This window comes from Streptomyces pactum, assembly GCF_002005225.1.
In the GTDB taxonomy this organism is placed as follows: Bacteria; Actinomycetota; Actinomycetes; order Streptomycetales; family Streptomycetaceae; genus Streptomyces; species Streptomyces pactum_A.
This window is the reverse complement of record NZ_CP019724.1, coordinates 5,289,283-5,311,015: the sequence shown is the minus strand read 5'-3', so window position 1 is coordinate 5,311,015 and position 21,733 is coordinate 5,289,283. Positions and strand designations below refer to the sequence as shown.

The 21,733-nt window shown below is 75.1% G+C and carries 11 protein-coding genes; 9 read left to right on the top strand and 2 right to left on the bottom strand.

Annotated elements, in window-relative coordinates; genetic code table 11:
- Positions 1 to 59: 59 nt before the first annotated feature.
- Entirely contained in the window at positions 60 to 1,304 is a 1,245-nt protein-coding gene (locus tag B1H29_RS22575; protein ID WP_055417208.1) for a serine/threonine-protein kinase, read from the bottom strand.
- A 310-nt stretch (positions 1,305 to 1,614) separates the two neighbouring features.
- Positions 1,615 to 3,336 carry a serine/threonine-protein kinase gene (locus B1H29_RS22570; RefSeq protein ID WP_055417209.1) on the bottom strand — a complete coding sequence of 574 codons (1,722 nt, stop codon included), beginning with the start codon at positions 3,334 to 3,336 and terminating at the stop codon, positions 1,615 to 1,617.
- Positions 3,337 to 3,765: 429 nt separating this feature from the next.
- Between B1H29_RS22570 and B1H29_RS22565 the strand changes: the two genes are divergently transcribed.
- From B1H29_RS22565 to B1H29_RS22525, 9 genes are all read left to right on the top strand, one after another.
- Positions 3,766 to 7,557 carry an FHA domain-containing protein gene (locus tag B1H29_RS22565; RefSeq protein ID WP_055417757.1) on the top strand — a complete coding sequence of 1,264 codons (3,792 nt, stop codon included), beginning with the start codon at positions 3,766 to 3,768 and terminating at the stop codon, positions 7,555 to 7,557.
- Between the two features lie 213 nt (positions 7,558 to 7,770).
- Entirely contained in the window at positions 7,771 to 9,213 is a 1,443-nt protein-coding gene (locus B1H29_RS22560) for an ABC transporter substrate-binding protein (RefSeq protein WP_079160396.1), read from the top strand.
- Positions 9,214 to 9,217: 4 nt separating this feature from the next.
- Positions 9,218 to 10,564, top strand: a complete 1,347-nt coding sequence (locus B1H29_RS22555; protein WP_199832287.1) for a carbohydrate ABC transporter permease — start codon at positions 9,218 to 9,220, stop codon at positions 10,562 to 10,564.
- A gap of 91 nt (positions 10,565 to 10,655) precedes the next feature.
- The gene (locus B1H29_RS22550) at positions 10,656 to 11,573 is read left to right on the top strand and encodes a carbohydrate ABC transporter permease (protein WP_055417210.1); all 918 of its coding nucleotides are present in this window, start codon (positions 10,656 to 10,658) and stop codon (positions 11,571 to 11,573) included.
- A 179-nt stretch (positions 11,574 to 11,752) separates the two neighbouring features.
- On the top strand, positions 11,753 to 14,014 hold the full coding sequence (locus tag B1H29_RS22545) for a bifunctional glycosyltransferase/CDP-glycerol:glycerophosphate glycerophosphotransferase (protein WP_055417211.1): 2,262 nt from the start codon (positions 11,753 to 11,755) through the stop codon (positions 14,012 to 14,014).
- Positions 14,015 to 14,267: 253 nt separating this feature from the next.
- Entirely contained in the window at positions 14,268 to 16,472 is a 2,205-nt protein-coding gene (locus B1H29_RS22540; RefSeq protein WP_055417212.1) for a bifunctional glycosyltransferase/CDP-glycerol:glycerophosphate glycerophosphotransferase, read from the top strand.
- A gap of 6 nt (positions 16,473 to 16,478) precedes the next feature.
- A complete protein-coding gene (locus tag B1H29_RS22535; RefSeq protein ID WP_055417213.1) occupies positions 16,479 to 18,734 on the top strand; it encodes a bifunctional glycosyltransferase/CDP-glycerol:glycerophosphate glycerophosphotransferase in 2,256 nt (751 codons plus the stop codon).
- Positions 18,731 to 20,008, top strand: coding sequence for a hypothetical protein (locus B1H29_RS22530; RefSeq protein WP_055417214.1), 1,278 nt, complete (start codon positions 18,731 to 18,733; stop codon positions 20,006 to 20,008). Before B1H29_RS22535 ends, B1H29_RS22530 begins: the two co-directional genes overlap by 4 nt.
- Before the next feature lie 155 nt (positions 20,009 to 20,163).
- Complete coding sequence (locus B1H29_RS22525) at positions 20,164 to 21,717, top strand: hypothetical protein (protein WP_055417215.1); 1,554 nt, start codon at positions 20,164 to 20,166, stop codon at positions 21,715 to 21,717.
- Positions 21,718 to 21,733 lie beyond the last annotated feature (16 nt).

Here is a 21,733-nt window from a genome sequence, read left to right as displayed (position 1 = left end):
TCCGTCCACCGGTCTTCGCCGGGTCGTCACGGGCGGCGGTGACCAGGCCGCTCCGGGCCTCACGGAGAGGCCGGTGCCGAGTTCCGCGTGTCCTGGGGCCCGGCGCCGCCCTCGTCGCCGCCGGTGGCCAGCCACGTACCGACGCCGATCGCCGCCACCAGGGCGAGCGCGCCGGCCCCCACCGCCAGCCGGCGGCGCCGCGCGGCGGCGCGGTTGCGGGCCGAGCCGGGGCGCGGGGCGCCGGACGCGCGCGGGGCGCGGGCGGTGCCGCGGGCACCGCCGGCCAGCTCGTCGGGGGCCGGTACCCGCATGGATGTGTGCGTGTCGCGGTTGGAGTCGGCCGGCTTCGCCCCCGGCACCAGCGGCACCGCCCCCCGGCGGCGTACCGGCTCCCCGGCGGGCGCGGGGGACGCCGGGGGCTCCTCGGGCGCGTCCTCCTCCTGCTCGGCGTCGGGCTCGTCCACGTCCAGCGGGCCCATCCCGGCCAGCATGGGCAGCAGCTCGCGCAACCGGGCGCCCAGCTCGGAGGCGCGCAGCCGGGAGGCCGGCGCCTTGGCCAGGCACTGCACCAGTAGCTGCCACAGCTCGTCCGGGATGCCGGGCAGGGGGACGACCCGCTCGGTCACGTGCCGGCGCAGCACCGCACCGGGGTGGCCGCCACCGAACGGCGTGAAGCCCGCCAGCAGCTCGTACAGGACCGTGGCCAGCGCGTAGATGTCCACCGCCGCGCGCGGGGGCAGGCCCTCGACGATCTCCGGGGCCAGGTAGTCGGGCGTACCGATGATCTTCGTGGCGCGGGTGCGCCGCGGGGTGTCGATGAGCTTGGCCACCCCGAAGTCCGTCAGCAGGGCCGGGTGCGAGCCGCCGGGGCCGAGCGGACCCTGCATGTCGAGCAGCACGTTCTCCGGCTTGACGTCCCGGTGCACGACCCCGGCGGCGTGCGCGGCGGCCAGGCCGTCGGCGACGTCGGCGACGACGGCCACCGCGGCCTCGGGCGCCAGGCGCCGCTCCCGGTCGAGGCGGGTGCGCAGGTCCGTACCGCGGACCAGGTCCATGACCAGCGCCAGGTCGTTGCCGTCGACGACCAGGTCGCGCACGGAGACGACGTGGGGGTGCTCCAGGCCGAGCAGGGCGGTGCGCTCCTGCACGAAGCGTGAGACGAGCTCCTGGTCGGACGCCAGGTCCTCGCGCAGCAGCTTGATCGCGACGGGCCCCTCGGGACCCTCGCCCAGCCACACCGTGCCGGCACTGCCCCGCCCGAGGATCTGGTGGGCGGTGTACCGGCTGCCGATCTTCCGTGCCAAGACTGCTCCTACCGACGCGTGTTGCGCTTTAAAGTACGCGTCCGGGGAGCCAACCTTCACAGCGGAGGCGGAAATCACCCGCCGGATGTCGACAAATCACCAGGCTCGTCGTCGGATCCGGCGAAAGCGCGGTCCGCCTACGGACCGGCCGCCGGTCGGATCAACGCCAGTGGAACCGGTCGCCGACCGAGCAAGGCACCCGCCGAGGCCCCGCCTCACTCACCGTTCGGAGCCCCGACTCAGTCGCCGTTCGGGGCCCCGACTCACTCATCGTTCGACGCGCGCCTCAGTCTCCGGCCGACGCCCCGCCTCAGTTCCCGGTCGACGTCCCGCCGCCCGAGCCGCTGCCGCCGCCCAGGTCGCCGATCCAGTCGGTCGCGGTGGTGAACCAGTCGCTGAGCTGCTCCCAGTAGCCCTTGCCCGTGCCGATCCAGCCCTGCAGCGGGCTCAGCTCCCAGATCAGCCAGCCGGCCACGAACAGGATGACGAGCGTGAACAGGCATCCCTTGAGGCAGCCGAGGCCGGGGATGCGCATGGGGTTGGCGCCGCGCTGCCGCGGCGGCCTGGGCTCGCGCCGGGGCGGCTGGGGCTCCGGCGTGGGCGGCGGGGCGTACCGCTGCGGCTGGGGCCGGGACGGCTGCTGGGGCTGCGGGGTGGCGTACCGCTGCGGCTGCTGCGGCTGCTGCGGCTGCTGCGGATAGCCGTAGCCGGGCTGCTGGGGCGGCGGGCCCTGCGGGGCCTGGCGGGGCGGCTGCTGCGGGCGGGCGACCTGCCGCTGGGGCCGGCGGCGCAGCGGGTCCTGGTCCGGGTCGAGGTACTGGGCCTGCGTCTGCTCGTTGCGGTCGCGGGCGGCGCGCAACTGGTTCTGCCAGGGGTGCGGGTCGTCGGGCCCGCCGGGCTGCCCGTCCTGGCCCTGCCCCGGCGGCACCGGCGGCATGACGGCGGTCGGGTCGGCCGCGCCGCGGTTCGGGAGTACGGCGGTGGGGTCGGCGGCGCCCGAGGGGCTGCCGGTGTGCGGAAGGACGCTGGTCGCGCCGTTCGGGTCGTAGGCGCCGTTCGGATTCTGGGGCAGGACCTGCGTCGGGTCCGCGGCGCCGGGGGCGCCCGGCACCTGGGCGGGCGCCGGGTCGGGGGCGAGGAGCACGCCGACGTTCTCGGCGGCGCCGATCTGCGCGCTGCTCGCGTGCACGCCGATGCCCTCGGCGACGACGCGCAGGCCGCGGGCGAGGTTCTCGGCGCTGGGGCGCTCGTCGGGGTTCTTGCGCAGGCAGCGCTCTATCACCGTCCACAGCGGGTCGGGGACGGTGGAGGGGCGGCGCGGCTCCGCGCTCAGGTGCTGGTGCAGCACCTCCAGGGCGGAACCCCCGCCGAACGGGGGCCGTCCGGTGACCAGCTCGTACAGCAGGATGCCGGCGCCGTACACGTCGACCGCGGAGGTCTGCGGGCGGCCCTCGGCGGACTCCGGCGCCACGTACGCGGGCGTGCCGACGAACTCGTGGGTGCGGGTGAGGCCGGGTGAGTCGGCGAGGCGGGCGATGCCGAAGTCGGTGAGCATCGGGTGCATCTCGCCGCCGGTCTGCCTCAGCAGGACGTTGGCCGGCTTCAGGTCGCGGTGCACGACGCCGTCCGCGTGGCTGGCGGCGAGGGCGTCGGCGATCTGGGCGGTGAGCAGCGCCGCGGCGACCGGGGTGAGGGGCCCGTTCTCGCGCAGGTAGCGGTGCAGGTCGGGGCCGTCGACGAGATCCATGACGAGCGCCAGCAGCTCACCCTCGACGACCAGGTCGCGGACCCGGACGATGTTGGGGTGGGTCAGCCGCAGCAGGACGGAGCGCTCCCGCAGGAAGCGCATCACGATGTCGGGGTCGCTCGCGAGCTCCTCCTTGAGGACCTTGATCGCGACGGTCTCGCCGGGCTGTCCGGCCACGGCCGCCTCGGCGCCCGCGGTCTCCCGCTGGCGGGCTCGCCAGACGGTGCCCGTCGCGCCGCGGCCGAGGGGCTCCTCGAGGAGGTACTTGCTGCCTACCGGCCGCACGTCATGCGCTCCCTGTTGCTTGCCGACTGTTCCGCCCCACTGTAGTGCCGCGCTCCCGGCACCGGGCTGTCGTCGTCCTGTGGTTCCCGTGGGGCCGCCGGTGCGTCCCGCGTTCCGCTTCCGGCACATGTTCGAAGGAAAGACGCTCGACCCGGTCCCTTGGTTGCCGGGCCCGGACGTGACCGATCTCAAGCGGACACCATTCGATCATCGACGCGCCACCTGTCAGGCACTTTTGCGGGCAGAGCCGACCAATCAAGATCATATGACGGCGGGCGGCGGGCGCGTTGTCAGTGGCAGGTGCGAGGATGCCTGCAGAACTGGCCGACGTGCTCGTGTGGCGGTGGGGGAAGTCCGCGGTGGGGGACCGTGGTGAACGGCTTCTGTCCCCGGCGCGCGGGCGCCCGCGCGAAGGGACCGCTGACGGCGATGCAGATCCGGCTGACCGTCGTAGACCCGCTGGGCCCGCATGCTTCGGTGGGGGGCCGCGCCGCGAGCCGCGACGTGCTGGTCACCGCACCGGCCGGCACGGCCCTGGCCGCGGTCGCCTCCGCGCTGGCCGCGGCGCTCCCTGGCGGCGAGGGCCCGGGCTCCGGCCAGGTGGTGCTCTACGCCGGCGCGCAGCGGCTCGACGCCCAGCGCAGCACCCTGGGCGAGCCCCCGCTGATCGACGGCGCCGTGCTCTGCCTGGGGGCCCCGGGCGAGCCCGACCCGCACGCCGAGCCGGCCGACGTCCCGGCCCAGCTCCACGTGGTCGCCGGTCCCGACGCGGGCGGCGTCCACCTGCTGCACGGCGGCCAGGTCCGGCTCGGCCGCTCCGCCGACGCCGACGTCGCGCTCGACGACCCGGACGTCTCCCGGATGCACTGCGCCGTGACCGTCGCCTCCGACGGTCACGTCTCCGTAGCCGACCTCGGCTCCACCAACGGCACCATTCTGGACGGCACCCGCGTGGGCACCCGCCCGGTCCGCTTCACGCCGGGTGCGCTGCTGCGGATCGGCGAGTCGGCCCTGCGGCTCGTGCCGGTCCCGCGGGGGACGCAGACGCGGGTGGCGACGACTCCGGACGGCGAGGGGCACGTGCGGCTGTCCGGTGCGCCGGCGCTCCCGCCGACCGGCGGGACGGGCGCCGGGGACGACGTGGCCCACGCGCGCGTGGCCGACGGGGCGCGGGGAGACGTGCCCGCGGGGGGCGGTGGCACCGCGGACGGCTCCGCGCGGGCGGCGGGCGGTTCCGCACCCGCGGCTCGCCTGCCGGACGGTCCCCGGCACCCGGCCGGTGCGACGGACGGCCCCGCACACACGACCGGCCCCATGCACGGCCCCGCGCACACGACCGGCCCCGCGCACACGACCGGCGGGGCGAGCACGCACCCAGGCGCGGCGGGACCGGGGGGCGGTCCCCCGCACCGGGCGGGCGGCCCGGACGGCCGCGCGCGCGGGACGGCGGCCGACGGGTGGGACGACCCCGCAGGCCGGACCCACCACGCCTCCGGCACGGCGGGGTACGGCTCCGGTGCGGCGCCGGCCGAGCAGCCCCGGGTGCCCCAGGTGCCCGGCCAGGGCGGCGCGCCCCGCATCGAGAGCCACGGCACCGGCCCCACGGCCGGCACGCCCCGGCCGGCCCCCGCCGGAGGAGACACGCACGGCGGTGCGTACGGCACGGCCACGCACGGCACGGGCGTGTACGGAGGAGTCACACCCGGCGCTGGCTCCCTCGGCGCCGACGCCTCCGGGACCGCCCCCTTCGGCGAGGTCACCGGCCCCACCCAAGCCCCCGGCCCGGACGGCGGCGGCACCGGCCGCAAGGGAACGCCCCTGCGGGGCACCGACGTGCCCCAGGGCGTGCGCAGGCGCGGCGGGCTCGGCGCGTGGGCGCGGCGGCTGGCCGGCGGACGCGGCGGCACCCCGGACGCCACCGAGCCCGGCACGTACGCGTACGACGAGGAGCCGGTCGCACCGGCACCCGCGGCTCCCGCCGTCAGCGGCAGCGCGCCGGAGACCTGGCCGGACCCCGCCGCGCTGCTGCTGACGGCGCTCGGTCCGGGCCCGCGCCTGTGGGAGCGCGGTCCCGGCCACCCGGAGGCGCTCACCGTGCGGCTCGGTACGGCCGACCGGGTCGCGCCCGGCGGCGACACACCGCTGCCCGCGGTCCCGGTGACCGCCGGGCTGCGCGAGGTCGGGGCGCTCGGGCTGGCCGGCCCGCGCGCGAGGCTCGCCGGGCTGGCCCGCGCGGTGCTGGCCCAGCTCGCCGCGCTGCACTCCGCCGACGTCCTGGAGATCGTCCTGATCAGCGCGGACCGCTCCCGTCCGCTCGCGGACCGGGCCGCCGAGTGGTCCTGGCTGGGCTGGCTGCCGCAGCTCCGCCCGGGACACGGCCAGGACTGCCGCCTGCTGCTCGCCTACGACCGCGAGCAGGCCACGGCCCGCGCCCACGAACTCCTCCGCCGCCTGGAGGACCACCTGACGGACACCCGGACCGGAGCACGGCCGGCCGCTCCCGCCGGCACGATCCCGGCCCAGCCGGCGGCTCCCGCGCACGACCCGCGACCGGCCACGGCGGCGGTGGCCGCCCGGCAGCCCTCCTGGGCGCGGCCCGACGACGGCACCGACCCGGCCGGCGGCTTCGCCGGGCCGTACACGGTGGTCGTCGTCGACGGGGACCCCGGCGGTGCCGACGTGCGCGAGGCGGTGGCGCGGCTGGCCCTGGAGGGCCCCCGGGCCGGCATCCACGTCGTGTGCCTCGCCGAGACCGCCGCCGCCTCCCCGACCTCCCCGGTGACGGAGACCTACGAGACGGCCTGCACGGTGTCGCCGGTGTTCCGCCAGTGCGGTGCCGTGGCACTGCTCAGCGGCGACGTGGCGACGGCCCTGCGGCTGCTGCGCATCGCGCGCACGGGCGCCTCCCAGGACGCTCCGGACGCCCCCGCAGGCCCGGTCGGGCACGGCACCCTCGGCACGGTCGACGCCGTCTCCCTCCCCTGGGCCGAGCGGTTCGCGCGCGCCCTGGCCCCGCTGCGCACCGACGGCACGACCGGCGAACGCCACGCGCGCGTGTCCGCACCGCTGCCCCAGGCGGCCCGGCTCCTGGACGAGCTGGGCCTCGCCCGGGCCACCCCGGCCTCCCTGATGGCCCGGTGGGCGGCCGCGGCCGACGACGCGGAGGCCCTCGGCGGACGCGCGCAGGCCGTACTGGGCGCCGGACCGCGCGGCCCGGTCACCGTCGACCTCGCGGCCGAGGGACCGCACCTGCTGGTCGAGGGCCCGCCCGGCAGCGGCCGCACCGAGCTGTTGCGGGCGCTGGTCGCCTCGCTCGCCTCCGCCGAACGCCCAGACCGCCTCGGGATCGTCCTGATCGACGGCCGGGACGGCGTGAGTTCGGGCGACGGGCACGGGGAGGGACTGCGCGTCTGTACGGACGTACCGCACGTCACCACCCACCTGGCCGCCAACGACCCCGTCCGCATGCGGGAGTTCGCCCAGTCCCTGAGCGCGGAGCTGAAGCGGCGCGCCGAGCTGCTCGGGCGGTCGGACTTCGCCGAGTGGCACACCGGGCGCGAGGTCTCGGGCCGGCTGGTCACCCAGCGCAGGGCGGCGGGCGCGGCCGGCCCCGCGGCGATATCGGACGCCGGGGACGTCGAGTCCCCGCCCAGCTCCACCCTGCGGCTGCGTCCCGGTGCCGCCCGGCGCCGGGCGGGGGCCGTGCCGCCACTGCCCCGGCTGGTCGTGGTCGTGGACGACCTCGACGCGCTCGTCACACCCCCGCTCGGCTCGCCCGGGCGGCCCGCGGCGGGGTCGGTGATGCGGGCGCTGGAGGCGGTCGCGCGGGAGGGCGAGCGGCTCGGGGTGCACCTGGTGTCCGCCACCGGGCCCGGCGGCCGTACGGAGCAGACGGAGCCGGCCCGCCGGGCCACGCTGCGGGTCACCCTGGACGCGCCGGTGCCGGGTCCGGACGAACCGGCGCCGGGGCGTGGCCGGCTGGCCTCCGCGGAGGGGCGGTCCCTGGTGTTCCAGGGCGGCCGGGTCACGGGGCGCATCCCGCGGACGGCGACCCTGCGGCCCACCGTGGTCCCCCTGGAGTGGCACCGCATGGGCGACCCGCCCACCCGGCGCCCCGTACGCGAGTTGGGCAACGGCCCGACGGATCTGGCGTTGCTGGCCAGCGCGTTGGAGCGGACCGCCCGTGAGGTGTCGGCGGCGGAGGTGCCGTCGCTGCTGTGACTCCGGGCGCGGCACCGCCCCTTCGGCGTGCCCCACACGGTCCCGTCACCGCCCTTCGGCGTGCCCCGTCCGGCGTGCCCCACCTGGTCACGACGCGGTCACGATCCCCCGCTTGACAGCGGACGCGCTCTTGCCGCCCTCACCCCCCTGGCGTACACCAGAGCGCACGGGACAGCGCCGAACGTTCGACGAGGAACGAAGAACGGGGCAGTGATGCGCACGAGCAGCACCATGCGGACACACAGGACCGTCAAGAAGGCCACGCGCGGGGTGACGAGCAGGGCGGCGAACAAGGCCGCGAAGCGGACCACCCGGACCGCCGCCACCCTCGCCGCGGGAGCACTGGCGCTCTCGCTCACCGCGTGCGGTGGCGACGACGGCGACGGCGGCGACAAGGGCGGTCAGACAGGCGGCGGCAAGGAGACGGCCGCCACCGTCACCCTCCCCAAGCTGGACGGCGAGAGCCTGGAGGTCGCCGCCGTCTGGACCGGAGCCGAGCAGGAGAACTTCAAGAAGGTCCTCGCCGAGTTCGAGAAGCGCACCGGCGCCAAGGTGACCTTCGTGCCCGCCCAGGACCCGATCATCAACTTCCTCGGCTCGAAGATCGCGGGCGGCGCCCCGCCGGACGTGGCGATGCTCCCGCAGCCCGGCGCCATCAAGCAGGCCGTGGACAAGAGCTGGGCCAAGCCGCTGGGCGCGGAGGCCACCAAGGAGCTGACGGAGAACTACTCGCAGGGCTGGCAGGACATCGGCAAGGTCGCCGGCAAGCAGTTCGGCGTCTACTACAAGGCCGCCAACAAGTCCCTGATCTGGTACAACGCGCAGGTCTTCGAGAACGCGGGCGCGGCCGAACCCAAGACCTGGGACGAGTTGCTCACCACGGCGCAGACGGTCTACGACTCGGGCGTCACACCGTTCTCCGTCGGCGGCGCGGACGGCTGGACCCTCACCGACTGGTTCGAGAACGTCTACCTCTCGCAGGCGGGCCCGGAGAAGTACGACCAGTTGGCCAAGCACGAGATCAAGTGGACCGACCCGTCCGTGAAGGAGGCGCTGACCACCCTCGCCGAGATCTGGGGCAAGAAGGACTACGTGGCGGGCGGCGCGTCCGGCGCGCTGCAGACCGAGTTCCCGGCCTCGGTGACGCAGACCTTCACCGGCGGCGACCAGCCGAAGGCGGGCATGGTCTACGAGGGCGACTTCGTGCAGGTCAACATCGGCGAGACGGACGCGAAGGTCGGCACGGACGCGAAGGTCTTCCCGTTCCCGGCCGTCGGCGACACCGCGCCGGTGGTGTCCGGCGGCGACGCGGCCGTGATCCTGGAGGACTCGAAGGCGTCGCAGGCGCTGGTCACGTGGCTGGCCTCCCCGGACGCGGCGGCGATCCACGCGAAGCTCGGCGGCTTCCTCTCGCCGAACAAGAACGTCGACATGTCGGCGTACCCCAACGAGGTGCAGAAGAAGATCGCCGAGGCGCTCGTCGCGGCCGGTGACGACTTCCGCTTCGACATGTCGGACCAGGCCCCGCAGGCCTTCGGCGGCACGCCCGGCAAGGGCGAGTGGAAGGCACTGCAGGACTTCCTGAAGAACCCGGAGGACGTCGCGGGGGCCCAGCAGCGGCTGGAGGCGGACGCGGCCGCCGCCTACGGAGACTGACGCGATGACGTCGGCCACGGCGGCGGGGGCGTCTCCGGCCCCCGTCGCCCCCAAGTCGCGCAAGAGCGTGACCGGCACCCGCAAGGCCGTGGCGGCGCTGTTCCTGCTGCCCGCCCTGGTGCTGCTCGGCGCGCTCGTGGTCTACCCGATCGGGTACTCGCTGATCCGCAGCTTCTACGACCAGTCCGGCGACGGCTTCGCCGGCTTCGACAACTACCAGGCGCTGTTCACCGACGACGGCATCCGCACCGCCCTGAAGAACAACGTCATCTGGGTGGTGTTCGCGCCGACGGTCGCCACCGCGCTCGGTCTGATCTTCGCGGTGCTGACCGAACGGGTGCGCTGGGGCACGGCGTTCAAGCTGGTCGTCTTCATGCCGATGGCCATCTCGATGCTGGCGGCCGGCATCATCTTCCGCCTGGTGTACGACCAGGACCCGGACAAGGGCGTCGCGAACGCGGTGTGGGTCGGGGTGCACGACACGTTCGCCGAGTCGTCGGCGTTCCCGAAGGCGCACCCGGGCCGTGACTCGCCGCTGGAGCCGGCCGGCGGGGGCGCGTTCATCACCAGGCAGCCGGTCACCGCGGGCCAGGTCGTCACGCTCCCCCTGGTCGGCGTCGCCCCCGACCTGATGCCCGACGGCGCGAAGAAGGCCGCACCCGCCGAGCCGGCGGACGGGAAGATCACCGGCACCACCTGGCAGGACTTCACCCGCGGCAAGGGCGTCGGGACACTCAACGGCGTCGACGCGGCTGAACTGGGCTACGCCGGGATGAAGATCGAGGCCGTCAAGGACGGCGAGGTCGTCGCGTCGGCCACGGCGGCCGGCGACGGCACCTTCACCCTGCCCGCCGCGGCCGACGGGGCGCGGCTCAGACTGCCCGCCGACAACTTCGCGGAGCCGTACAACGGCCTGAACTGGCTCGGCCCCTCGCTCGTCACCCCGGCCATCATCGGGTCGTACGTGTGGATGTGGGCGGGCTTCGCGATGGTGCTGATCGCGGCGGGGCTGGCCGGGGTCCCGCGCGAGCTGCTCGAAGCGGCCCGGGTCGACGGCGCCAACGAGTGGCAGGTCTTCAGACGGGTCACCGTCCCGCTCCTGGCACCGGTCCTGGCGGTCGTGGCCGTCACCCTGATGATCAACGTGCTGAAGGTCTTCGACCTGGTGTTCATCATCGCCCCCGGCTCCTCCCAGGACGACGCGAACGTGCTCGCCCTGGAGCTGTACCGCAAGGGCTTCGCCTCGGACCAGCCGGGCATCGCCAGTGCCATCGCGGTGTTCCTGCTGCTCCTGGTCATCCCGGTGATGTGGTTCAACGTACGGCGGCTGCGGCGGGAGGTCAGGCGATGACATCGCGGACGCCGTGTGGCGGCTGGGGGTCCGGGGGTCGCCCCCCGGGTGGTTGCGGCAACGTACGGCGGCTCAGGCGGGAGGTGCGGCGATGACCACGGACGCGGACTCCCTCACGAAGACGGCGCCGACGCCACCCGGGGCGGCGCCCAAGGCCAGGCGGTCGCTGGGGTCGCGCCTCGCCGAGGGCGTCAGCGGCGGGCTGGTCCGGGTGTTCCTGATCGTCGTGGGCCTGTTCTGGCTGGTCCCCACGATCGGGCTGCTGCTGTCCTCGCTGCGCACCCCCCGGGACATGGCGGCGAGCGGCTGGTGGGAGGTCCTCACCAAGCCGTCCCAGCTCACCTTCCAGAGCTACGAGGAGCTGCTCGAGAACGGCGACATCACCTCCTCCCTCTTCAACACCGTGCTGATCACGGTGCCGGCGACGGTCCTGGTCGTGATCATCGGGTCGCTGGCGGGCTACGCCTTCGCGTGGATGGACTTCCCGGGCCGCGACTGGTGGTTCCTGGCCGTGGTCGGACTGCTGGTCGTCCCCGTTCAGGTGGCGCTCATCCCGATCGCCGAACTCTTCGGCAAGGTCGGCCTGTTCGGGTCGGTCGTCGGCGTGATCCTGTTCCACGTCGGCTTCGGCCTGCCCTTCGCGGTCTTCCTGCTGCGGAACTTCTTCGCGGAGATCCCCAGGGAGCTGCTGGAGGCCGCCCGGCTCGACGGCGCGGGGGAACTGCGGCTGTTCGTCCGGGTCGTGATGCCGCTCGGCGGGCCCGCCATCGCGAGCCTCGGCATCTTCCAGTTCCTGTGGGTGTGGAACGACATGCTCGTCGCCCTGATCTTCTCGGACTCCGGGAGCCAGCCGATCACGGTCGCCCTGCAGACGCAGGTACGGCAGTTCGGCAACAACATCGACGTACTGGCGCCGGGAGCGTTCATCTCCATGGTGATCCCGCTGGCCGTGTTCTTCGCGTTCCAGCGGCAGTTCGTGTCCGGCGTGATGGCGGGCGCCGTCAAGTAGCCGTCGGCACACCACCCCTGAGGGGGCGGGCCGGTCGCCGGCCCGCCCCCTCCCTCGTACGAGCCCTTCCCACGTGCGCCGAGGTCCCCCGAATGCCGCAGGGACCGTAACCAAGTCACTCCATTGGCCGTTCCCGGGCCGAACGCCCGCGCCGACCCCGCCGACCGATGGATGTCCCCGTGCCCAGGTTCAGTGTCATCGTCCCCGCGTACCAGGTCCAGGCGTATCTGCCCGCGTGCCTGGAGTCGGTGCTGTCCCAGTCGTACCCGGACCTCGAACTGATCGCGGTCGACGACTGCTCGCCGGACGCCTGCGGTGCCATCGCCGACGAGTTCGCCGCCCGCGACCCGCGCGTACGCGCCGTGCACCTGCCCGCGAACCAGGGCCTCGGCCCCGCCCGCAACGCCGGGATGGAGCGGGCGGGCGGCGACTACCTGGTCTTCCTCGACGGCGACGACACCCTCGTCCCGGACGCGCTGCGGGCCATCGCCGACCGGATCAAGGAGACCGGGGAGCCGGACGTCCTGGTCTACGACTACGCGCGCACGTACTGGACGGGCGAGGCGGTCCGCAACCAGGCCGCCCGGCACCTCGCCGAGCAGGGCCCGGCACCGTTCCGGCTCACCGACCGGCCGGGACTGCTGCACCTGCTGATGGTGGCCTGGAACAAGACGGTGCGGCGCGAGTTCGCCGAGCGCGAGGGCCTCGCCTTCCCGCCCGGGTACTACGAGGACACCCCGTGGACGTACCCGCTCCTGCTGACCGCGGAGTCCATCGCCACCCTGGACCGGGTCTGCGTCCACTACCGGCAGCGCCGGCGGGGCAGCATCCTGGGCACACCGAGCGAGCGCCACCTCGACGTCTTCGAGCAGTACGACCGGGTCTTCGCGTTCCTGGAGTCGCACCCGGAGCGCGCCCGGTGGCGGCCGGTGCTCTACCGCCGCATGGCCGACCACCTGACGACGGTGTTCACCCGCCCCGACCGCGTCCCGCGCTCCCTGCGCGCCGAGTTCCTGCGCCGCGCCCGCGTCCACTGCCGCCGCTACCGGGTCCCCGGCGCCCCCGCCCCGCTGCCGGTGCGCCTGCGGCACGCCCTGCTCCGCCTCGGCCTGCGCCACACCTACGAGGCCCTGCGGCTGGCGTCGGCCCTGCGCCGCCGGACGGTGAAGGGCACCGCCAAGCTGCTGCGCACCGCGCGCACCGTCGCCCTCCGCCTGCACTACCGCGTCCAGCGCCGCCTGCCCCTGCGCGCCGACCGCGCCGTCTTCGCCGCCGGAGGGGACCGGGGGCACGGCTGCAATCCGGGCGCGCTGGAGGAGGCGTTCCGCGACTTCGCCCCGCACGTGCGCACGGCGTGGGCCGCCGACCCCGCGCACCACCACACCGTGCCGACCGGCACCCGTCGCCTGACGCCCGGCACGGCCGCCTACTGGACGGCGCTGGCCCGCTCCCGCTACCTGGTGCACAACGCCGCCTTCGACGCCGGCCTGGTCAAGCGGAAGGGGCAGGTCCTGGTGCAGACGCAGGCCGGAACCCCCCTCAAGCACATGGGCCTGGACCTCCAGGAACGCCCGGCCGCCGCGGCGGGCACCGACTTCGCCCGGCTGCTGCGCGACGTCGACTCCTGGGACTACGTCGTCTCCGCCAACCGCCACTCCACCCTGACCTGGGAACGGGTCCACCCCGGCGGCTACACCACCCTGGAGTACGGCCAGCCCCGCACCGACGTCCTCCAGCGCGCGACGCCCGCGGACGTGACCCGGCTGCGCGAGACGCTCGGCATCCCCGAGGGCACGGTCGCGATCCTCTACGCGCCCACCCACCGCGACTACCGCCGCACCCAGCGCCCCGCCCTGGACCTGGAGCGCGTCCTGACCCGGCTCGGCCCCCGCTTCATGGTGCTGGCCCGCGCCCACCCCCGCCACGGCGGACCGCTCGCCGAGTCCGGGGGCCGGATCCTCGACGTCGGCGACCACCCGTCCGTGGAGGCGCTGTGCCTGGCCTCGGACGCCCTCGTCACCGACTACTCGGCACTGATGTTCGACTACGCGGGCCTGGACCGGCCGATCGTGATCCACGCCGCCGAGCCGGAGGCGTACGAGGCGGCCCGCGGCACCTACTTCGACCTGAGCGCCTTCCCGCCCGGCGCGATCGCCCGGGACGAGGACGAGCTGATCGGCGTCTTCGCCGGCGGCCACTGGCGCGACCTCCGGTCCACCCGGCTCAGGGCCGCCTTCCGGGAGCGCTTCTGCCCGTACGACGACGGCCGCGCCGCCGAACGCGTCGTACGCCGCGTGGTGCTGGGCGAGACGGACCTCCCGCCGGTGGTGCCGCCCGCCGAACGGCACCCCGTGCCCTCCGCCGCCTCCGCCCTCGCCCGCGCCCCCTTGGCCACGGTGCCGCAACCCGCCGGCCCTCGCACCGTCACCGACAGCCTCTGATCGCCGTTTGTCCACTGGGAGTTCGCATGCCCCGCAGCTCGTCCCGGCCCACTCCGACCCGGCCGCCCACCTGGCGGCCGACGGGACGGCCGGGCCGCCGGACGGCACGAGCGGCCGGGGCTGGCTTCCGTCGGACGGTCCGCTCCCGCCGGGCGGGCCTGCGTCGGGCGGGCCTGCGTCGGGCGGGCCTGCGTCGGGCGGGCTTCCGTCGGGCGGGCTTCCGTCGGACCAGGAGAACGAGAGAAAGAGCAGCATGCCCCGCTTCAGCATCATCGTCCCGTCCCATGGGGTCGCGGGGCGGCTGTCCCAGTCGCTGGACTCGGTCCTCACCCAGTCCTTCGGCGACTTCGAGCTGATCCCGGTCCACGACGCCCCGGACCGCGTCGCGGCGGACGTCGTCGAGGAGCGCGCCGAACGGGACTGCCGGGTGGCCCCCGTGCACGCGCCGCCCTCGGCCGGGCTGCCCGGGGCGCGCAACGCCGGTATGCGGGCGGCGACCGGCGCCTACCTGCTGTTCCTCGACGGCGACGACGTCCTCACGCCGGGCGCGCTGGCGGCGCTGGACGCGCGGCTGGCGGACACCGGCGGCGTCGACGTGCTGTACTTCGAGCACGAGCGGGTGCCCTGGTGGGAGGGCGAGCCGGCCAACCCGGCCGCCCCGCTGCTGGCCAGGGCCCCGGACGGCGCCTTCGCCCCCGACCGCGCCCCGCACCTCACCGGCGTGGCGCTCCCCGCCTGGAGCGCGGTCTACCGCCGTACCTTCCTCACCGAGCGGCGGCTGGACTTCCCCGACGGGCACTTCACCGACGTCGGCTTCGGCGCCCTGGTCGCGGCGCGCGCCGAGCGCGTGACGGTGCTGCGCTCCGTCGTCGTACGGCATGCGGTGCGGCGGCAGGGCAACCGGCTGAACCTGCCCGGCGAGCACCACGCGGAGCTTTTGGACCAGGCCGAGCTGGCGCTCGCGCACGCCGCCGAGCGGGGGCTGCCGGCCGAGCGGTGCGGGCCGCTCTTCGAGCAGCTCTTCGCCGCGGTCCTGAAGACGGCCACCCATCCGCGGCGCCTGACCCGCCGGCAGCGGCGCACCTTCTTCCGCCGGGCGAGCCGCCTCTACCGCCGCCACCGCCCCGCCGGCTTCCGGCCCCCGGGCGGCCGGCTCGGCGTGCAGCACCGGCTGCTGGCGTCCGGGTCGTACGCGGGCTTCCGGGCCCTGCGCGCCGCCAGCCGGGCGGCGACCGGCGTACTGCGGCGCCTGCCACGCCCGCAGGGACTGCGCACCCGTCTGCTGTACCGCCGCCACCTGCGCCGCCCGCTGGATCCGAACCTCGTCGTGTACTGCGCGTACTGGGGCCGCGGCTACGCCTGCAACCCGGCCGCGATCCACGCCAAGGCCCGCGAACTCGCCCCGCACCTGCGCTCGGTGTTCCTGGTCGAGCCGGACCGGGCGCACACCGTGCCGAAGGACGTCGACCACGCCGTCATCGGCAGCCGGCGCTACTGGGAGGTGCTGGCCCGCGCCACCTACCTGGTCAACAACGCCAACTTCGCCGAGGGCGTCGTCAAGCGCCCCGGCAGCGTGCACCTCCAGACCCAGCACGGCACGCCGCTGAAGACCATGGGCGTCGACCAGTCGACGTACCCGGTGGTGGCCGCGGCGAGCGGCAGCTTCACCAAGCTGCTGGGCCGCGTGGACCGCTGGGACCACAACCTCTCCGCCAACCGGCACTCCACCCAGATGTGGGAGCGCGCCTTTCCCGGCTCCTACGAGCACCTGGAGTACGGCTATCCGCGCAACGACGTCTACTGCACGGCGACCGCCGACGACGTCGCCCGCGTCCGGCGCGAACTCGGCGTCCCGGAAGGGAAGACGGCCGTCCTGTACGCGCCCACGCACCGGGACTACGAGAGCGGGTTCGGCGCGGGCGGCCTGGACCTGGAGGCCTTCTGCGAGGCGGCCGGCGAGGACGTGGTGGTGCTGCTGCGCGCCCACTACTTCTACGACCGGGGCGGCAGGCGGGGCAGCGGCCGGGTCGTCGACGTGACCTCGCACCGCTCCTCCGAGGACGTGTGCCTGGCCGCCGACGCGCTGGTCACCGACTACTCGTCGATCATGTTCGACTACGCCAACCTGGACCGGCCGATCGTCGTGTACGCCGACGACTGGGACGTCTACCGGGAGACCCGCGGGGTCTACTTCGACCTGATGGCGGCCCCGCCGGGACCGGTGGCGCGGACGCCGGAGGAGCTGGCCCGGATCTTCCGTGACGGCTCGTACGCGGGCCGGGAGTCGGCGGCGCTGCGGGCGGCCTTCCGGGAGCGGTTCTGCGAGTTCGACGACGGCCGGGCCGCCGAGCGCGTCGTGCGCCGGGTGCTGCTCGGCGAGCCGCCCGAGGCGCTGCCGCCCGTGATCCCACTCGCCGAGCGCGTCCCGGCCCCCGCCGCCACCCTCGTAAGGAGCTGACCCGCCGTGCCCCGCTTCAGCGTCATCATCCCCTGCTTCAAGGTGCAGGGCTTCCTGCGCGAGTGCCTCGACTCGGTCCTGGACCAGTCCTACCGGGACATCGAGGTCATCGCCGTGAACGACTGCTCGCCGGACGGCTGCGCCGCGATCCTCGACGAGTACGCCGCCCGCGACGAGCGGGTGCGCGTGCTGCACCTGGAAGAGAACGTGGGCCTCGGCCGGGCCCGCAACGCCGGGCTGCCGCACGCCACCGGCGACTACCTGTTCTTCCTGGACAGCGACGACACCCTCACCCCGGGCGCCCTGCGCGCGATGGCCGACCGGCTCGCGGAGACGGACGACCCCGACGTCCTCGTCTTCGACTACGCGCGCACCTACTGGTGGGGCGGCACCCGGCGCAACGTCCTGGCCGGGGTGCTGGCGGAGGCCGGCGCGGGCTCCGGCGACGGGACCTTCACGGCCGCCGAGCACCCCGAGATCCTCGACCTGCTGATGGTGGTCTGGAACAAGGTCCACCGGCGCGACTTCGTCGAGCGCGAGGGCTTCACCTTCCCGCCGGGCTACTACGAGGACACGCCCTGGACCTTCCCGGTCATGTTCAGCGCCGGGCGGATCGCCACGCTGGACCGCATCTGCCTGAACTACCGGCAGCGCCGCCAGGGCAACATCCTGTCCACCACCAGCCGCAAGCACTTCGACGTCCACGCGCAGTACGAGCGGGTCTTCGCCTTCCTCGACGCCCGCCCGGAGCTGGCCCGCTGGCGGCCGTTCCTGCACGCCAAGATGGGCGAGCACTGCCTGGACATCCTGTCCAAGCCGGACCGGCTGCCGCCGTCCGACAAGGCCGAGTTCTTCCGCCGCACCGCCGAGATGTTCCGCGCGTACCGGCCACCGGGCGCCGAGATCCCGGCCGGGCTGCGGGTGCTGGAGGGCGGGGCCCTCGGGTACCCGGCCTACCGGCTGCGGCGGCAGTCCGGGCGGGCCGGCCGGGAGCTTCAGCGGCGGGCGCGGCAGGCGCGCGGCGTGGTCGCCGGACGTGTGGGGCGGGTCAGGACGGCGGTGAACAGGCGCCGCCCGCTGGACGACGGCCTCGTCGTGTACTCGGCGTTCTCCCACCGCGGCGTGCTGGGCGACCCGGCGGCGGTCTACCGCCGGGCCCGCGAGATCGCCCCGCACCTGCGCGGGGTGTGGGTGGTGCGCGACGAGGAGTGCGCGGCGGACCCGGCCGTGCTGCCGCCGGACACGGAGTACGTGCTCCTCGGCAGCGCGGCCTATCGCCGGGTGACCGAGCGGGCCGCGTTCCTCGTCAACAACGTCAACTGGCCCGGTTCGGTGGCCAAGCGCCCCGGCAGCGTCCACATCCACACCCACCAGGGCACCCCGCTCAAGTACATGGGCGCCGACCTGCTGGGCCGGCCGGGCGCCCGGCACGGGGTGGACGTGCCGCAGATGCTGCGCCGGGCCGACCGCTGGGACTACAGCCTGGTCGCGGGCCGGTACGCGGAGCGGGTGTGGGAGCGGGCGTACCCGTGCCACTTCACGTCCGTGCGCAGCGGCAGCCCGCGCAACGACGTACTGGTGAACGCCGGTCCCGAGGACGGCCGGCGGGTCCGCGAGCGGCTCGGGGTCCCCGACGGGCACACCGTCGTGCTGTACGCGCCGACCCGCCGCGAGTACCGGCGGGGCGGGCACGTGGAGCGGATCGACCCGGCCCGGCTCGCCGCCGACCTCGGCGACGGCCACACCCTGGTGGTCCGGCTGCACCCGTCCCTCGCCACCGGCCCGGCGCGCGGCATGGGCCTGACCGAGCTGCACCGGCGGGGCGTCCTGATCGACGCGACGGACGAGCCGCACGTGGAGGACCTGATGCTCGCCTCCGACCTGCTGATCACCGACTACTCCGCCCTGATGTTCGACTACGCCGTCCTGGACCGGCCGATCGTGATCCACGCCGACGACTGGGGCGCCTACACGGCGAGCCGCGGCGCCTACTTCGACATCACCGCCGAGGCACCGGGCCATGTGTCGCGCTCCTACCGGGAGCTGGCGTGGCTGCTGGCGTCGGGGGCGTGGCGGGACGAGGAGGCGGCACGGCTGCGGTCCGCGTTCCGGGGGCGGTTTTGCGAGTACGACGACGGGCTGGCCGCGGAGCGCGTCGTCCGGACGCTGCTGCTGGGCGAGCCGATGCCCGAGCCGGAGCCCCTGGGCGTGCCCGGCGCCCGGGCCGTCCCGGCCGGCCGCGATCTGCTGACCTCGCCGTGAGGCCGCGCACCTGGGTGCTGCTCCTGGCCGCGGTGTTCGCCCTGCTCCAGCTCGCGAACGTCACCGGCCGGGACACCCCCGACACCAAGAACTACCTGTCGTACGCCCTGAGTCTCGGCGGCGGGAGCAAGCGCGGGGTGGCGGCGGCCACCATCGAGTACGTGTGCGCGAGCCAGGCCTCCACGGCCCGGCGGAACCAGAGCGTGCACGTGGTCCGCTTCCACCGCCCCGACCCCACCGACCGGGTCACGGCCGAGTGCCGGGAGCGGGAGTGGCGGCACGTGGAGCCGCGGCTGGCGGCCGGGCAGACCGGCGGGCACACCGTGCCGTACATGGAGGAACGCTTCATGCGGATCTTCGAGGCGCGGCCCGGCTACCCGGTGTTCCTGGTGCCGTTCCTCACGGCCTTCGGGGTGACGTGGGGACTGTGGGCGGCGAGCGTCGTCATCGCGTGCGCGGGCGGCGTCCTCGCCTTCCTGATCCTGCGCACCCTGTCGGCGCCGGTGCCGCTCGCGTCGGCCGGGCAGGCGCTGTACTACGTGCTGCCGTGCGGGACGACCGCCATGCGCCCGATGACCGAGGGGCTGCTGATGGCGCTGACCCTCGCGGCGGTGTGGGGCTGCGCGCTGGTGCTGCGGGCGGGGCGCCGGCGGGCCGGGCTGGCCCTGGTCGCCGGGTCGCTGCTGGCGCTGTTCACCGTCAAGCACTCCCAGGCGCTGTTCCTCGGGGTGTGCCTGGCGGCGGCGGGCGCGCTGATCGCCCTGCGGCGGCACCGGCGGGGCCGGCCGCCCGGCCGGGACGTGCTCGCGCTCGCCGCGGTCGGTCTGGCCGGCGCCCTGGTCACGATGGCCCTCGCGCGGCTGCTGCACTACCCGTCCGTGTCCGACAGCCTCCAGGACCTGCTCACCGGCCACTTCGCCCGGCCCGACCGGGAGGATCCGTGGCCGGAGTTCTGGCGGTTGCAGGGCAACTTCTGGATGGAGTGGCTGCGCCGGCAGGCGTGGGAGCCGCTGTTCGTCGCGGCCCTGGGCGCCGGGGCGTGGGGTGCGCTGCGGCGCGGCGGCGCGGTCGGCGGCTTCGTGGTCGCGGCGGCGTTCACCGGGATCCTCACCCAGGCCGGACACCCGGACATCGACATCTGGGGCGGGCGGCTGATCGTGCTGGCGTGGCTGCTGCCGGTGGTGGGGCTGCCGCTGCTGCTGGGGCCGTTGGTGCGGGGGCGGGTGGCGCTGCCGGCCCAGGGGCACGCGGAGCGGGCGCGCGCGAGGAGCTGAGTGCCGGCTGACGACGCGACGAACCGGGTGCCACTCGACGACGCGACCAGCCGACCGTCACTCGATGAGGTGACGTGAGGGCATGTCGTTGACCTCAGCGGGAACATCGGGAACATACGCCGAATGTCCCGAATGCCCCACCCTTCGACCGTCCCGTGAGCGCCGGCGCCCTCGTCCGGCGGTCCGTGCGCGGCGCGACGGCGCTGCGTGGCGGCCGCACTTGGCGCCCCACCCCGTACCAGGCCGCCGGCTTCCTCTTCTTCCTCCTGATGACGCTGGCGTACGGGGCGGTGCCGCTGTGCTGTGACGCCGGCCAGCACGCGGCCGTGGTCGAGCGCCTGAAGGCCGACCTGCTCCGCCCCCGCCACCCGATGGCCGACCTGCCGGGTGCGGGCAGCGCGTACTACTCGCCGTACGCGGTGGCCCAGGGCCTGTTCGCCCGGCTGACCGGGCTGGGCGGCTGGGAGGTGGTGCGGCTCGCCGGGCCGGTGAACCTGCTGGTGCTGCTGACCGGGCTCGGCCGTTTCGTGCGGGTACTGACCCCGCGGCCGTGGGCGCCGGTGCTGGCGCTGGGCGCGATGACGCTGCTGTGGGGCACCGAGCGGGCCTGGTGGAGCGGTTACCTCGGGTTGATGTCGATGACGGGCAACCTCGGCTACCCGTCGGCGTTCGCGATCGGGCTCACCTTCTGGGCCTGGGCACTGACGGGCGCACGGGCGCGGAACGCACGCCGGGTCCGGTACGTCGGCCCGAGCGGCCGGCCGGGCCTGCCCGGATACGCCGGACTCGGCCTCATCCACGGTCTGATCCTCCTCGTCCACCCGATCACGGCGGTGGCGGCGGCGCTGGGCGCGGTGGCGCTGGTGGCCGGATGGCAGTGCGGGTGGCGCGGTCCGGTCGCGGGGCGGTGGGCGCTGGCGGGCGGCGTCGCGGTGGCGTCGGCGGCGCTGTGGCCGTACTTCGACGTGTTCGCGCTGGCCGGGGACGACAGCGTGGACGGGATGCACCGGGTCCTGTACCTGGACCTGCCCGGGGAGTTCTGGCTGGCCCTGCTCGGACTGCCCGCGCTCTGGCTGCGCGGACGGCGGTCGGTGCGGGACCCGCTGGTGCTGATGTTCGCGCTGGACTGCGCGGTGGTGGCGTACGGCTGGCTGAGCGGCCACTACACCTACGGCCGGATCCTCGGGCTCACGCTGGTGCCGTTGCAGTTCGCCCTGGCGGTGGAGCTGGCGCGGCCCCGTCCCTGGCCGCGGTGGCGCAGGGCGCTGGGCTGGACCGCGACCACGGGGGCCCTGCTGGGGTTCCTCACGGTCCACGCCGGGGCGGTCGTGCCGCGCGCGCTCGACCCGGTCGGCTTCGAGAGGCCGCCGGACTGGCCGGCGTACGAGTGGGCGGCCCGGCACATCGGCCCCGGCGAGGTCGTGATCACCGACGGCTACTACGCCGGGCACGCCATCGCCGGGTACGGGCCGAACCTCGCGGCGCCCGCCTGGCCGGACCCGTCGCTGGACGAGCGGGAGCGCAGGCGGCGGGTGGCCGACGTCGAGGCGTATCTCGCACCCGGCTCGACCCGCGCGGAGCGTGCCGGCGTCGTCCGCCGCTACCACGTCCGCTGGCTGCTGCTGACCCGCTGGCGGCCGGTGCCCGAGGAGGCGGTGGTGGTGGCGTGGAGCGAGCGGACGGGTGAGGTGCTGGCGCGGGTCGGGTGAGCGGCTGCCGGGCGGC

Excerpts from the sequence above, each read along its gene's own strand:
- B1H29_RS22560 (WP_079160396.1), top strand. The coding sequence starts at position 7,771 with ATGCGCACGAGCAGCACCATGCGGACACACAGGACCGTCAAGAAGGCC.
- B1H29_RS22565 (WP_055417757.1), top strand. The coding sequence starts at position 3,766 with ATGCAGATCCGGCTGACCGTCGTAGACCCGCTGGGCCCGCATGCTTCG.
- B1H29_RS22555 (WP_199832287.1), top strand. The coding sequence starts at position 9,218 with ATGACGTCGGCCACGGCGGCGGGGGCGTCTCCGGCCCCCGTCGCCCCC.
- B1H29_RS22550 (WP_055417210.1), top strand. The coding sequence starts at position 10,656 with ATGACCACGGACGCGGACTCCCTCACGAAGACGGCGCCGACGCCACCC.
- B1H29_RS22540 (WP_055417212.1), top strand. The coding sequence starts at position 14,268 with ATGCCCCGCTTCAGCATCATCGTCCCGTCCCATGGGGTCGCGGGGCGG.